Source organism: Streptomyces himalayensis subsp. himalayensis, from assembly GCF_013778455.1.
GTDB lineage: Bacteria > Actinomycetota > Actinomycetes > Streptomycetales > Streptomycetaceae > Streptomyces > Streptomyces himalayensis.
Genome location: NZ_JACEHE010000005.1, coordinates 186,133 through 200,178 on the forward strand (window position 1 = coordinate 186,133; position 14,046 = coordinate 200,178).

Annotated in this window: 10 protein-coding genes and 1 pseudogene; 5 read left to right on the forward strand and 6 right to left on the reverse strand. The window is 71.6% G+C overall.

What is annotated here, in order from left to right:
- Window positions 1–140: 140 nt before the first annotated feature.
- Both H1D24_RS10900 and H1D24_RS10905 read right to left on the reverse strand, forming a co-directional pair.
- Window positions 141–350: a hypothetical protein gene (locus H1D24_RS10900; RefSeq protein WP_181657238.1), complete on the reverse strand. Its 210-nt coding sequence runs from the start codon at window positions 348–350 to the stop codon at window positions 141–143.
- Window positions 351–588: 238 nt separating this feature from the next.
- A pseudogene (locus H1D24_RS10905) lies at window positions 589–785 on the reverse strand (DUF8836 family protein); the annotation flags it as partial.
- 201 nt (window positions 786–986) lie between these two features.
- Here H1D24_RS10905 and H1D24_RS10910 point away from each other — a divergent pair.
- Both H1D24_RS10910 and H1D24_RS10915 read left to right on the forward strand, forming a co-directional pair.
- Window positions 987–2,387: a serine/threonine-protein kinase gene (locus H1D24_RS10910; RefSeq protein WP_181657400.1), complete on the forward strand. Its 1,401-nt coding sequence runs from the start codon at window positions 987–989 to the stop codon at window positions 2,385–2,387.
- Window positions 2,388–2,607: 220 nt separating this feature from the next.
- Window positions 2,608–3,372, forward strand: a complete 765-nt coding sequence (locus H1D24_RS10915) for an ABC transporter permease (RefSeq protein WP_309484272.1) — start codon at window positions 2,608–2,610, stop codon at window positions 3,370–3,372.
- Between the two features lie 217 nt (window positions 3,373–3,589).
- Here the strand turns inward: H1D24_RS10915 and H1D24_RS10920 are convergent, their stop codons facing one another.
- Window positions 3,590–5,290 carry an ABC transporter ATP-binding protein gene (locus H1D24_RS10920; RefSeq protein ID WP_181657239.1) on the reverse strand — a complete coding sequence of 567 codons (1,701 nt, stop codon included), beginning with the start codon at window positions 5,288–5,290 and terminating at the stop codon, window positions 3,590–3,592.
- A 75-nt stretch (window positions 5,291–5,365) separates the two neighbouring features.
- Window positions 5,366–7,153 carry an ABC transporter ATP-binding protein gene (locus H1D24_RS10925; RefSeq protein WP_181657240.1) on the reverse strand — a complete coding sequence of 596 codons (1,788 nt, stop codon included), beginning with the start codon at window positions 7,151–7,153 and terminating at the stop codon, window positions 5,366–5,368.
- Between the two features lie 549 nt (window positions 7,154–7,702).
- On the opposite strand from H1D24_RS10925, the gene H1D24_RS10930 reads away from it, so the two are divergent.
- The 3 genes from H1D24_RS10930 to H1D24_RS10940 are packed head-to-tail and all read left to right on the forward strand — an operon-like array spanning window position 7,703 to window position 11,614.
- Window positions 7,703–8,563: an ABC transporter ATP-binding protein gene (locus H1D24_RS10930; RefSeq protein ID WP_181657241.1), complete on the forward strand. Its 861-nt coding sequence runs from the start codon at window positions 7,703–7,705 to the stop codon at window positions 8,561–8,563.
- A complete protein-coding gene (locus H1D24_RS10935; protein ID WP_181657242.1) occupies window positions 8,560–9,543 on the forward strand; it encodes an ABC transporter substrate-binding protein in 984 nt (327 codons plus the stop codon). Before H1D24_RS10930 ends, H1D24_RS10935 begins: the two co-directional genes overlap by 4 nt.
- 4 nt (window positions 9,544–9,547) lie before the next feature.
- Window positions 9,548–11,614 carry an iron ABC transporter permease gene (locus H1D24_RS10940; RefSeq protein WP_181657243.1) on the forward strand — a complete coding sequence of 689 codons (2,067 nt, stop codon included), beginning with the start codon at window positions 9,548–9,550 and terminating at the stop codon, window positions 11,612–11,614.
- 158 nt (window positions 11,615–11,772) lie between these two features.
- Here H1D24_RS10940 and H1D24_RS10945 read toward each other — a convergent pair whose 3' ends face one another.
- The gene (locus tag H1D24_RS10945; protein ID WP_181657244.1) at window positions 11,773–12,669 is read right to left on the reverse strand and encodes a TrmH family RNA methyltransferase; all 897 of its coding nucleotides are present in this window, start codon (window positions 12,667–12,669) and stop codon (window positions 11,773–11,775) included.
- Window positions 12,670–12,732: 63 nt separating this feature from the next.
- Entirely contained in the window at window positions 12,733–13,977 is a 1,245-nt protein-coding gene (gene cobA / locus H1D24_RS10950; protein WP_181657245.1) for a uroporphyrinogen-III C-methyltransferase, read from the reverse strand.
- Window positions 13,978–14,046 lie beyond the last annotated feature (69 nt).

Sequence of the window (14,046 nt, forward strand, 5' to 3'; positions counted from 1 at the left end):
CGCCGGCATAGGCGCAAAAAGGTGCCCGCGCAGCTCCCCAGCTGCGCGGGCATCTGTGCCGTCCGCCGCACCCCCGTCCCCACGGGGTTTCATGGCCGGATGTCCCCGCCCGGACCGCTCTTCCGGGCCTGGGGCGCCTCTCAACGCCCCAGCATCACGCCCACGGACGACGCCTGTGTGACCACTGCCTCCCAGCCGCCGAAGACGACCACGAGGAGGGTCGCCAGCGGAAGGACCATGGCGGTCGCCACCAGCGGATGGCGTTGGCCGGACCGGCTGGTGCCGAACGCGGCGAGGTATGCCCTGCGCCGCTGCCTGCGGATCATGGTCCGCGGTGCCGTGCCCGCCATGGTCCCTCCCTGACCAGATCTCTCTGTGCTTGCTTGTCTGTGTGCTCTGCGGCTCGAGCCGTCTCGAGCCTGGCAAGCGGCGGGTGCTTGACCTCGGGGGACGAGTGCTGCACCCGCCGCTTGACCTCAAATCTATGCGCGCGGGCGATGCCGGGCGTCATGCCCTCGTACCGATTGCCGGGCATCCGCCAGGATGAGCGGCCGCGGGCCGCATACTCCCCTGGGTGGAGAAGGGGACCTAGGACTCCGGGTCTTCCCTGAGGGAACGCCCGGTCTGCTCCGAACTGTCCTCGCGCGGCACGGGCTGCTCGACCAGGGCGAGCACACGATTCGCCATGAACCGGGCCGTGCGCGCCACCGAGCCTCCCCCACCCACCGCTGGGAGGTGCCCCCACGGGTGACCTCGCTCACCTCGACGACGCCCCGGCGCACAGCCGCCCGGCCCAATCCCCCTTCGACAATGGATGGTTGGGGATCCGGGCCATGACGAGCGGCCACGGATCCCCCCTCCCCTGGCCACTCTTCAAGTTTCCCACCCGGCACTGACAATCGATCGGGCCGTGAAGGCGCGGCCTATGCACGCACTCGGCCGCGGAAACGTAAGCTGTGGCTCGTCAGACGGACCGGGCAGCGGGGATGGACATGGCGATGATGCGCCTGAGGCGCGAGGACCCGCGTGTCGTCGGCTCGTTCAGGCTGCACAGACGGCTCGGCGCCGGCGGTATGGGTGTGGTCTATCTCGGTTCCGACCGGCGTGGCCAGCGGGTCGCGCTGAAGGTGATCCGGCCCGATCTCGCCGAGGACCAGGAGTTCCGCTCGCGGTTCGCGCGCGAGGTGTCGGCCGCCCGCCGCATCCGCGGCGGCTGCACCGCCCGGCTCGTCGCCGCCGATCTCGAGGCGGACCGGCCGTGGTTCGCCACGCAGTACGTTCCGGGGCCCTCGCTGCACGACAAGGTCGCCGAGGAGGGTCCGCTGACGGCGGCCGAGGTGGCCGCCGTCGGCGCAGCCCTCTCGGAGGGGCTCGTCGCCGTGCACGAGGCGGGTGTCGTGCACCGGGACCTCAAGCCCTCCAACATCCTGCTGTCCCCCAAGGGCCCGCGGATCATCGACTTCGGCATCGCCTGGGCGACGGGCGCGAGCACGCTCACGCACGTCGGTACGGCGGTGGGGTCGCCGGGCTTCCTCGCGCCCGAGCAGGTGCGGGGCGCGGCCGTCACGCCCGCCACGGACGTCTTCGCCCTCGGTGCCACCCTCGCGTACGCAGCGACCGCCGACTCGCCCTTCGGGCACGGCAGTTCCGAGGTCATGCTCTACCGGGTGGTGCACGAGGAGCCGCAGTTGGACGGTGTGCACGATGCGTTGGCTCCGCTGGTCCGGGCGTGCCTCGCGAAGGACCCGGAGGAGCGCCCCAGCACGCTGCAGCTGTCGCTCAGGCTCAAGGAGATCGCGGCAAGGGAGGCGCAGAGTCTGACGGACGCCCGGTCGCCGGCGCCGCGTGGGGAGGCCGACCGTCCGACGGGCCGGCTCACCGAGCAGTACACCGAGCGATACACGGAGCAGCGCACCGAGCGGGGTGCCCAGGGGGTTCCCCCGCGGGGCTCCAACGGCGGCTCGCGCTCGGGGGGCCGCTCAGCCTCGTCCCGGAACGCGCCGTCGTCGTCCCGGGACACCCCGTCATCACGGAGCACGCCGGCCCGTAGTACTCCGCCGCGGAACACCCCGTCGCGGAGCGCCGGATCCCGGCCCACGCCGAACCGCAACGGGACGCGCTCCGGGAGCCGTCCGGCGCCGCGCAGTGGTGCCGGACGTCCGGCGCCCAGGACGACGGGGACCGGCCGTCTGCCCGCCAATCCGCGGCTGCTTCGCCAGCGGCTCTTCGTGTTCGTGGTGGTGACGCTGCTGGTGGCGCTGGGTATCGCGGCGGCGCAGGGCTGCCAGGGGCCGGCCCGCGGGCTCGGTGCCGCGGGCGATGGGGCACGGGGTTCGGCGCAGTACCTGCACGGCGGAGATGCCCGGGGCGGGAACGCTCCGCAGTAGAGCCTGCGGCCAAGCCACTGCGGCCACTGCTCAGGCTGCGGCTCCTCCAGCCGCAGCCTGCCACCGCACCGCAGCCGATGCGGTCCCACGGCGCCTCGCGGCACGGGTGCCCCGCCGTCCCGCCCGTGGCCGCGCACTCGCAGACGCGTCTCTCGGCGACGCCGTTGAAGGGCACTCACACCTTGGTGTTGATCCTCCGTACCCTCCATAAGCTGGGGTCGTGATCACGTCGGCCTCCACTCTGCTCCCGGTGAACCCGACCCTGGCCATTGCGCTCGCGGTGCTGCTCGTCGCAGGAGCCGCGGTGACAGCGCTGGCCGGCCTCGGGCACACCCGCGCGATCGTCACCGCCGGGCTCCGGGCGACCGTGCAGCTGGCCGCGGTCGCGGCCGTCGTCCGGTGGGCGCTCGGGTCGCGCCCACTGCTCTTCGGCTTTCTCGCCGTGATGTTCGCGGTGGCGACGTGGACGGCCGGCCGCCGCCTCACCGGCAACCACACATGGTGGTGGGCCGCCGTACCCATCGGCGCGGCCGTGTTCCCGGTCGTCCTGCTGCTCGTGGCCATCGGGCTGCTCCCCGTCGAGGGCATCGCTCTGATCCCCATCACCGGCATCCTCATCGGGGGCGCGCTGACCGCGACGGTGCTCGCCGGCCGGCGCGCACTGGAGGAACTGGAGACGCGCCACGGAGAGGTCGAAGCCGCGTTGTCCATCGGGCTCCCGGACCGGGAAGCCCGACTGGAGATCGCCCGGCCATCTGCCGCCGCGGCACTGATCCCGGCACTCGACCAGACAAGAACGGTCGGACTGGTCACCCTGCCCGGGGCGTTCATCGGCATGCTCCTCGGCGGCGCCTCACCCCTGCTGGCCGGAGCGGTCCAACTGTTCGTCCTGATCGCCCTGCTGGCCGTGGAGGCCGTCGCTGTCGCGGTCGTGCTGGAGCTGGTGGCCCGCGAAAAGATCAGCAGACCGCCGCGCGGCACATGACCTGCCAGGTGAACCACTGGCCGCGAGCACGGGGACCGCTCTCACCGCGGCCCTCGGTCTGACGACCCGCAGCGACTGAGGGACGTCACAGAAGTGCTGGATGTACTCGCCCGCAACCTCTTGCCGATGACAACCTTCCGTACCCGGCCTCGCGCGTTGAGCGCGGCCACGAGGACGACGGCGGAGGCACCCCACTTCCTCGAGGCCGCTCAGCAGGTCACCGGGCAACGGCCAGGCAGTAGTGCTCGTCGGTGGCGAGGAGGTTGCGGTGGGTGTCCTCGGCGGTGATGACGCCGTCGTCCAGGACGAGGACACGGTCGGCGGCGTCCAGGAGGGCCGGGCTGCTGGTGATCGCGATGGTGGTGCGGCCTCGGCGCAGCTTCGCGATGTTGCGCGCGATGAGCTGTTCGGTGACCGCGTCGACGGCTGTTGTCGGGTCGTGCAGGACAAGGACGTCGGTGTCGGCGGCGAGGGCGCGGGCCAGGGACAGCCGTTGGCGCTGCCCCCCGGAAAGGTTCGCGCCGCGGTCGCGGACGCCGTAGTCGAGTCCTTCGCGGTGGAGGGCGACGACGTCGGTCAGCATGGACGCCTCGACGGCCTCGGGCACCATCCGGCTGGTGCCCGAGGGGTCGATGTTCGTACGGAGGGTGCCCGCGAAGATCTCCCCGTCGTAGGGGTTCACCAGCATGTGCTCGCGGACCGCCTCGATCGACAGGTCCGCGATCTCCTGCCCGCTGACCCGTACCACTCCCTCGTACGCGTCGGGGGGGACGTTCACCGCAAGGATCGACGCGAGCTCGGCCGCCGCGCGCGGCTGGTAGACGGCGATCGCAACGAACTCACCGGCGGGCACCTGGAACTTCAGGTCGCGCAGGGGCCCGTAGCGGACGCAGTCGATCTCGAGGTCTCCGCCTGCGGCCGGGCGCTCCGGCCCCGGGGTCGTCACCGGCGGCGCGGCCAGCACCAGCGCCATCCGTTCGGCGGACGCGCGCGCGATCATCACGTACTTCGGCATGTCCGCGAACAGCTTGAGCGGTTCGATGATGAACTGCGCCAGCCCCACGGCCATGACGAGCTGCCCGATGGTGATCTGGCCGTCGAACGCCAGCCAGCCCGCCGTCAGGGTCACGGCGGCGGCGAGGATCGCGTTGAGGGCCAGGGCGGTGCCCGCGTACGCGCCGTTCACCCTGGCGACGGTGATCGCCTGGTGCTTCGCCTCCGTGCTGACCTTCCGATAGGACAGGAACGCCGCGTGGTTGCCGCCGAAGCCGTGCAGCGGGCGCAGTCCGGTGATCAGGTCGGCGACCTTCGCGCCCGCCCGCGCCACCCGGGCCTGCTGTTCGCGGGTACTGGAGCCGGTCCGCTTGGACAGCACGCTCAGGATCGACAGGATCGCGACTGTTCCCACGATCACCAGCAGGCCGAGCCGGACGTCGGCCAGGCCCAGCGCGACAGCCGCGACCAGCACCGCGACCAGCGAGCTGACCATCAGTGGTACCACCTCGATGATGTCGGCGGTCTGGTCGGCGTCCTCGGTGGCGATGGTCAGCACCTCGCCCGACTTGAGGTCGACGTCCCTGGCCACCGGCTGGAGTCCGCAGGCCGCGACCTGCACCCGCCAGCGGTGCGCCTCGGTCGTGTTGGCCTTCTGCAAGACGCGCATCCCGAACCGCCACGACAGCGACACGGTCGTGATGATCACGGCCAATGCGGCGATCGACAGGGCGAGTGAGCCGAGGCTTCGGTCCCGCATCGTGTGTTCGACGATCAGGCCGAGCGCGATGGGGAAGGCGGTCTCGCCCGCCTGGTACATGCCCATGAGGACGGTGCCCCAGGTCATGGCGCCGACGTTGCGGCGCAGTGCGGTCCGGAGGATGTCGAACCCCGGTCGGGGCCGCTGCGTGTCAGGAGTTGTCATGGCTCGGTTCCGTCATCAAAGACTCAGCGTCGCTTCCACCGCATGAGGGGTGGCCCAAACCTGATTCAGAGTCACCTAACTGCCTTCTCGCCAGGCCCGCCACAGTCGCGCATACCGGCCGCCCAGAGCCACCAACTCCTCGTGAGTTCCCTGCTCCACAACGCGTCCCGCGTCCAGCACGGCGATCCGGTCCGCCGCCATCGCCTGGGTCAGCCGGTGCGCCACGAACAACGTGGTCCGCCCCGCGCAGGCGGCCAGCACGGCACGCTCCAGCTCGGTGGCGCCCTCGCTGCCCGCCTCCGCGGTGGACTCGTCGAGCACCACCACCGGCGCCCGGCCCAGCACCAGCCGGGCCAGGGCGATCTGGGCGACCTTGGTGACGTCCAGGCGTTCGCCGCCCTCGCCGACCAGGGTATTCAGCCCGTCGGGCAGTGCGTCGACCCACCCGTCGGCGCCGGCCGTGCGCAACGCGTCCATCAGCTCGGCGGCGGTCGCTTCCGGCGCGGCCAGCCGCAGGTCGTCGGCGAGCGGACCGGAGAACACGTGCGCCTCCTGCGTCAGGATGCTCACCAAGGCTCGCGCCCCGGCCTCGTCCAGACCGGCGATGTCGGTCGACCCGATGCGCACCGACCCGGCCTGCGGGGTCCCGATGCCCGCGATCAGCGCGGCCAGGGTCGACTTGCCCGCGCCCGTCGCTCCCACCAGCGCGAGCGAACCGCCGGCCGGGATCGTCAGGTCGACATCCCTCAGGACCGGCTCCTCGGTGCCGGGATAACTGAACGTCAGCCCCTCCACCGTCACCCGGTACGGCGCGGCGTCCGCCGACGCGACGGCCGGGTCGCCCACGAGCCGGTCCTCCGCGGCCTCCCCCAGCACCCCGACCAGCCGGGTCAGGCTCGCGCCCGACTTCTGCGCCTCGTCGAAGGTGAACATGATGGCGCCCAGCGGGACGAACAGCCGGTGGAACAGCAGCGGGGCCGCCGACACCTCGCCCAGGCTGGCGGCATCGGCCTCCAACAGGGCGTACCCCACCACGAGGATCAGGACCAGCCCTATGAACTCGGCGCGGTTCTCCCTGCCGACGAACCGGCCGAAGAACCGGAACACCTCGATGCCGAGATCGCGCACCCGCCACGACTCACGGGTGACCTTCTCGCGGAAGGCTTCCTCGAGGCGGTACGCCCGGACCGTGCCGATCCCGTTCAGACCGCTGATCAACGCCTGCGCACGGTCCGCCTGGGCCGCGCGCTGCTTCTTGTAGAGCGGGGCGGACCGGGGGAGATACCAGCGCAGGGCCAGCGCGTACGCGGGCAGCGCGCCGGCGCCCGCCAGGCCGAGCCGCCAGTCCAGTCCGAACATGCCGACCGTGGCGATGACGACCAGCACTCCCGCCGAGAACACCGTGGGGATGGCTGTGCGGATGCCCTTGGAGATGACGGCCACGTCGTCACCGACCCTGGACAGCACGTCTCCCCGGCCGACCTGCTCGATCCGTGCGCTCGGCATCCCCAGCACCGCCCGGACGGCGCCTTCCCGCAATCGCGCGAGCAGATCCGCGCCCAGCCGCCCGATCAGGTAGGTCGACACCGCGGCGGCCGCCGCGCCGAGCAGCGCGGCGGCGCCCATCAACACCCCGACCGTGACCAGGATCGAGCGCTGTTCGCCCTCGACCACCCCGTCGACCACTCGGCCGAGCAGTAGCACCGGGAGCACCTGGAGCGCCGCCCCGGCCACCGTGGTGAGCACGGTGGCGACCGTCAGCCATGGCACCTCGCGGCAGTGCGCCGCGACCCATCGGGTGGCCTCGCGTCCGGTCGCCGTGCGCAGGGTCGCCGGGACGACGCGCGTGTCGGTGGTGCTCACACGCAGACCAAGGCAGGCCGGGGGCAGGGTACGTTGACCGGCATCTCTGCCCGGCCGAACGCCTGCGGCCGGTGTCCGCATGGCGGATCGAGGGCGAGCGAGCGGGACGTGGCTGGCATTTCCTGTTTCCACCTTTCACAGACCGAAGTCCCGTCCGGCCACGGGTGCGACCTCGATGGACCAATTCCACGAGCCTGCCTGACCCCCAGTCGTCAGCGCAGGAGGGCTCCGTCTGGTGACCCGCTCTGTCTGGCGCGCCTCGCCCTTGATCCTTCGGCCAGGGATGGCGGCATCTGTACGATTCCAGAGGTCGGCACCTGCGGCCAAGGTGCCCGGAGTAAACGGTGCTGGTCAGAGTTCCACCTCGCCGCGGCGTTGATTCTCTGACACTTTCTCTATTTCCCGCTTCTGTCGGCCGTTGACAGCTCGACCCGCCGCCGGGCCGGTAGCTTGCTCGATCCCGGCCATTCCCGAAGTGTGGCGATATTCAGCCTTGCGATCGATCCGACGCCTTCCAGTCAACTGTAAGGTTAGGCTAACCTTCGCGGCGTGAATGTCGGTGAAGAGACCTCCGCGGCCAGGCTCCCCCGTGGCCATGAACTGTCGGCCACGGACGTCACCGTGGCGTACGACGGCGTCGACGTCGTGCACGACGCGTCGTTGGCGCTGCGGCCCGGCGAAGTGACCGTCCTGGTGGGTCCGAACGGCAGCGGGAAGTCGACGCTGCTGCGTACGCTCGCGCGGCTGCAGCGGCCCCGGTCCGCCACACTCGTGATCGACGCCGCCATCGACGGCCTTGCTCTGACCTCCCGTGAGTTCTCGCGTCATGTCGCCCTGTTGACCCAGGGGCGTCCCACCCCCAGTGGGCTGACCGTACGGGACGTCGTCGAGTTCGGCCGCTACCCGTACCGGGGCCGCTGGGGCAAGGCGGATCCGGACGGCCGGGCGGCGGTGGACCGCGCGCTCGCCATGACGGGTGTCGCGGAACTCGCCGAGCGTGGCGTCGAGCACCTGTCCGGAGGACAGCTCCAGCGCGTCTGGCTGGCCGGCTGCCTGGCGCAGGAGACCGGCGTGCTGCTCCTCGACGAGCCGACGACCTACCTCGACCTGCGGTACCAGATCGAACTCCTGGACCTCATCCGCGACCTGGCGGACGACCACGGGATCGCCGTCGGTGCCGTCCTGCACGACCTCGACCAGGCCGCGGCCGTCGCCGACCGGATCGTGCTGCTCCACGCGGGACGGGTCATCGCCGACGGCCTCCCCGAGGACGTGCTGACACCCCAGCGGCTGACCGACACGTACGGCATCCGCGTCGAGGTCGACACCGACCCCGTCACGGGCCGGCTGCGCACCCGCGCGATCGGCCGACACCACACGCGAAGCGAAAGGCTCAGCATCACCTCATGAGACGCCTCCTCCTGACCGCGGCGGCCGCCACCGCCGCGGCCCTCACCCTGACCGCGTGCGGAACGACCGAGCCCGCCGCCGACGACGACGCGAAGAAGAGCGTCGAGCCCATCACCCTCACCGACGCCTCCGGCACGAAGGTGGAACTCGACGGGCCGGCCAAGAAGGTCGTCGGAACCGAGTGGCACGAAGTCGAGCTCCTGATATCGCTGGGGGTCGACCCGGTCGGCGTTGCCGACGTCAAGGGCTACAAGACCTGGGACACCGTGGTCCCGCTGAAGAACGAGCCCAAGGACATCGGCACCCGCGGCGAGCCCAGCATGGACACCATCGCCGCCCTGTCGCCGGACCTCATCGTCGCCAGCACCGACCTGCCGCCGGCCGCGGTGAAGCAGTTGCGCAAGGTCGCCCCGGTCGTGGAGGTGCGGTCCGCCAACGCCTCCGATCCGATCGGGCAGATGACGGAGAACCTCGACCTCCTCGCCAAGGCCACCGGCACCACCGCGCAGGCCGAGAAGCTCAAGGAGGAATTCGACGCGAAGGTCGCCGAGGGCAAGAAGGCCCTCGCGGACGCCGGTCTCGACGGCGCGGAACTCGCCTTCGCCGACGGCTACGACATCTCCAACCAGGTCTCGATCCGGCCTTTCACCAGCGGCTCGCTCATCGGCGCGGTCAACGAGCAGCTCGGCCTGAAGAACGCCTGGACCGTCAAGGGCGACGAGAGCTACGGGCTCGGCTCCACCGATGTCGAGGGGCTCACCAAGCTGGGCGACGACGTGCAGTTCGCCTACATCGGCAACGACGGGGACAAGAGCAGCACCCCGTTCACCGACGCCCTGGCGAAGGACAAGGTGTGGACGTCGCTGCCGTTCGTGAAGAAGGACAACGTCCACCGGCTGCCCGACGGCATCTGGATGTTCGGCGGTCATGAGTCGATGGGGGCCTACATCGACGCCCTCGTCGGCGAGCTGACGAAGTAGCGCCATGGCCGTCACCGCGACAACCCCCGCCACCCGTCCGTCGGCGGCCACGTCCCGGACGGGCGCGGCCGCGGTGACGGCCGCCCTGGCCCTGCTGGTCGTGGTCCTCGCGGTCGTGGACATCACGCAGGGCACGGCCGCCGTCGGCGCCGGGGAGGTGTGGAAGGCGCTCACCGGCCGGGCCGACCCCGCCGACGCGTCCGTCGTCATCGCCTCCCGCCTGCCGAGGGCGACCGCGGGGCTGCTCGTCGGGGCCGTGCTCGGCATGGCGGGCGCCGCCCTGCAGGCGGTCAGCCGCAACGTACTCGCCTCACCCGACACGCTCGCGGTGAACGCCGGTTCCTACCTGGCCCTCGGGTTGGCCACGGTCACCGGTGTCTCGCTCCCGCTGGTCGCCTCTTCCGGCATCGCGTTCGCCGGCGGCCTCGCCGCGGCAGCCGTCGTACTCGGCCTGTCCGGCCTGGGCTCGGGCACCGTCCGGCTCGTCCTCGCCGGCAGTGCCCTCACCCTCGGCCTCACCGCCGTCACCGAGGGGCTGCTCCTGCTGTTCCCCCAGCAGACCGAAGGCCTCTACCAGTGGAACCAGGGCAGCATCTCCCAGAACGGCTTCGACGGCGTGCTGCAGATGGCGCCGATCGGTGTCGCCGGGCTCGCCGGGCTGCTCCTCGTCGCCCGCCGCGTCGACGCCCTGGCCCTCGGCGACGACGCCGCCCGGGGCCTTGGCGTCCCGGTCCGTGCCACCCGGATCACGGGGGTCGTGCTCGCGGCGCTGCTGTCCGCGGCGGCCGTCACACTCGCCGGACCGATCGGCTTCGTCGGCCTGTGCGCGCCCGCCCTCGTGCGCCCCCTCGCCCGCAGAATCCGCCCGTTCACCCGGGCGCGTGCGGGCCTTCCGGTCGCGGGCCTGGCCGGTGCCGTGCTGGTACTCGGCTCGGACGTGCTCCTGCGCGCGATCGTGCCGGCGGACACCGCGGTCGCCGTACCGACGGGCGTTGCCACCAGCCTCGTCGGCGCCGTGTTCCTGATCGTGATGGCCACACGGGTCCGGGACAGCGCAGGAGCCGCCGCATCCGAGCGGCTGCGCATCAGGAGCAGGGCCGTCTTCCTCACCACCACGGCCGTCCTGGCGGCCGTACTCGTCGGCGTGACCATCGCCGCCGTGCTGCTGGGCGACAGCAAGCTGCTGCTGGGCGACGTGGTCAACTGGGCCCAGGGCAGGGCAGGTCAGACCGTCGGCTTCGTCCTGGACACCCGGGTGCCCCGGGTCCTCGCGGCACTCCTCGCCGGCGCGGCCCTCGCCCTGGCCGGAACACTCGTCCAGGCCGTCACCCGCAACCCGCTCGCGGAACCCGGCATCCTGGGCATCTCCGGCGGAGCCGCGGTCGGCGCCGTGCTCCTCGTCACGACGGCGCCCGTGGCCGGATCATGGGGCTTGGCCGGTGCCGCGTTCGCGGGCGCGGCGATCAGTTCCGTCGTCGTCTTCGGACTCGCCGCGCGAGGCGGGTTCCAGCAGAACCGGCTCGTCCTCGTCGGGTTCGGCGTCGCCACCGGCACCGCCGCACTGATCAGTCTGCTCATCGTCCTCACCGACCCGTTCAATGCGACGAAGGCCCTCACCTGGCTGTCGGGCTCCACCTACGGGCGAACCCTGCCGGACGTGGTACCGCTCGCGGCCGTGCTCACCGTAGGCGTGCTCGTCGCGGTGCTGCGGCGCACCGAACTCGATCTCGTATCGCTCGACGAGGACACCCCCAGGCTCCTGGGGCTCGATCTGGCGCGGGGGCGCCTGGGCTTCCTGGTGTTGAGCGTCCTGCTCAGCGCCACCGCCGTGGCAGCCGCGGGCACGATCGGCTTCGTTGGGCTCGTGGCACCGCACGCGGCCCGTGCCCTGGTGGGCCGCCAGCACGCCCGGGTGGTCCCGGTCGCGGTGCTCCTCGGCGCCGTGCTCGTCTGCACCGCGGACGTGATAGGCCGAACCGTGATCGCGCCGGCTCAGCTGGGCGCCGGGCTGATGACCGCGGTGATCGGCACGCCGTACTTCCTCCATCTGCTCATGCGCAGCCGCCGGTAGGACGCACGCCACCCGCCACTCCAAGAGCGCCGGGAACCCCGCCGAACCGGCATCAAGCTGATCGCCTGCACGGCAGCCACTATCAGCCCGTTACGACGGAAACCCCCGTTACGACGGACACGCAGAGCGACAGACGAGTCGGGCTGTACGCCGGGGTATCAGGCGTGCCTCGGGCGGGTCGCGTAGAAGGCCACGGCCGAGGCGGCTGCCACATTGAGGGAGTCGACACCGGCGTCCATCGGGATGCGAACGTGTTCATCGGCCGCGGCGAGGGCCTCGGGGGTGAGGCCGTCGCCTTCCGTGCCGAAGACCAGGGCCAGCTTCTCGTAGTCCCGCGCGGCCAGCTCGTCGAGGGCGATTGCCCGGTCGCTCAGGCAGAGTGCAGCGACCGTGAAGCCCGCAGACCGCAGGAGCTCGGCGTCCTTCGGCCAGGACTCCAGGCGTGTCCACGGCACCTGGAAGACGGCCCCCATCGAGACCTTCACGGACCTGCGGTAGAGGGGATCGGCGCAGCGCGGGGTGAGGAGGACGGCATCGACGCCGAGGGCGGCGGCGCTCCTGAAGGCGGCCCCCATGTTGGCGTGATCGACGATGTCCTCGAACACGGCGACGCGCTGAACTGCACGTTCTTGTGGACCCAAAGGCGACATCTCACCGATGTCGGTGTGGTCGTTGACCGACTCCATGACGACGTCCCGGCGGGCGGTCTGGAGGAGTTCCTCGACCGTCGGCAGCGGCTTACGCTGCATCGAGGCCAGCGCTCCACGGTGCACGTGGTAGCCCGTGACCTGCTCGGCGAGGTCCGGGCTGACCGCGTATACCGGGGCCGGGACCTCCTCGATGACGTCGCGCATGACGTCGACCCACTTCGAGGACAGCAGCATCGAGCGCATCTCGTAACCCGCGTGCCTCGCGCGCCGGATGACCTTCTCGCCCTCGGCGATGAACAGGCCTTCGGCGGGCTCGCGCTTGCGGCGCAGCTCGACGTCGGTCAGGCCCGTGTAGTCGCGCAGGCGCGGATCGGCGGGATCCTCAACGGTGATGAGATCGGCCACAGGGTGATACTGCCTTGTCCTGGAGATGGTGCCAACGGCTGGGAACGCTTCTGTTACCCGGGGTTACTCGACGCCGGCCGTGGTCCCGTCGGCGGAGACGTTCACGACCTCGCCGATGACGATGACCGCGGGCGGCTTCACCTCGTGCGTCCGTACGGTCTCGGCGACCGTGGCGAGGGTCGCGTCGACGCGGCGCTGAGCGGCCGTCGTGCCCTCCTGGACCAGGGCGACGGGCGTGTCCGCGGGCTTGCCGTGCGCCACGAGCGTCTCGGCGATCTTCCCGATCTTGTCCACGCCCATGAGGACGACCAGGGTGCCGCGCAGCTTGGCGAGCGCCGCCCAGTCGACCAGCGACCGCTCGTCGTCCGGCGCGACATGCCCGCTGACGACGGTGAACTCGTGAGCGACTCCGCGATGCGTGACGGGGATCCCTGCGGCGCCGGGAACGGAGATCGAGCTGGAGATGCCGGGCACGACGGTGTACGGAATGCCCGCCTCGACGAGTGCCTGCGCCTCCTCCATGCCGCGGCCGAAGACGAACGGGTCGCCGCCCTTCAGCCGTACGACCGACTTGCCCGCCTTGGCGTGCTCGATGAGTGCGTTGTTGATGGCCTCCTGGGCCATGTAACGGCCGTAGGGGATCTTCGCCGCGTCGATGACCTCGACGTGCGCCGGCAGTTCGGCCAGCAGGTCGCGCGGGCCGAGCCGGTCGGCGATCACCACGTCGGCCTCGGCGAGGAGCCTGCGGCCGCGCACCGTGATCAGGTCCGGGTCGCCCGGGCCTCCGCCGACGAGCGCCACGCCGGGGGTGCGGGTGCGGTGGTGCGGGGCGACCAGCGTGCCGTCGCGCAGGCCCTCGACCACGGCGTCGCGGATGGCGGCCGTGTGGCGCGGGTCGCGGCCCTGGGCGTCGGTGGTGAGCACGGCGATGGTGACGCCCTCGCTGCGGCCCGTCGCGGGGGTCCAGGCGGTGGCGGCGTCGGCGTTGTCGGAGCGGACGCACCAGACCCGGTGGCGCTCCGCCTCGGCCGAGGCGACGGTGTTCGCCTCGGCGTCGCTGGTCGCGATCAGGGCGTACCAGGCCTCCGCCAGGTCCCCGTCCTCGTACCGGCGGCGGTGCCAGGTGATCTCGCCCGCGTCCGCCATGGCCTCCACGGAGGGGGTCGCTTCCGGGGATACGAGGTGGACGTCTGCGCCCGCCGCGATCAGGGCCGGGAGGCGGCGCTGGGCCACCTGGCCGCCGCCCAGGACGACGACTCGGCGACCGGTCAGGCGGAGGCCTACGGGGTAGGCGGGGTTTTCGGCCATGGGAGGTGCGGCTCCTCTTGCGGGCGGCGGTGCGAGATGGGGGCGCTGCGGCTTTGGAGCGGCCCTTGA

What these genes read in the sequence shown, in the direction of transcription:
- H1D24_RS10900 (WP_181657238.1), bottom strand. Translation starts at nt 350, where the DNA reads ATGGCGGGCACGGCACCGCGGACCATGATCCGCAGGCAGCGGCGCAGG.
- H1D24_RS10910 (WP_181657400.1), top strand. Translation starts at nt 987, where the DNA reads ATGGACATGGCGATGATGCGCCTGAGGCGCGAGGACCCGCGTGTCGTC.
- H1D24_RS10920 (WP_181657239.1), bottom strand. Translation starts at nt 5,290, where the DNA reads ATGACAACTCCTGACACGCAGCGGCCCCGACCGGGGTTCGACATCCTC.
- H1D24_RS10935 (WP_181657242.1), top strand. Translation starts at nt 8,560, where the DNA reads ATGAGACGCCTCCTCCTGACCGCGGCGGCCGCCACCGCCGCGGCCCTC.
- H1D24_RS10940 (WP_181657243.1), top strand. Translation starts at nt 9,548, where the DNA reads ATGGCCGTCACCGCGACAACCCCCGCCACCCGTCCGTCGGCGGCCACG.
- cobA (WP_181657245.1), bottom strand. Translation starts at nt 13,977, where the DNA reads ATGGCCGAAAACCCCGCCTACCCCGTAGGCCTCCGCCTGACCGGTCGC.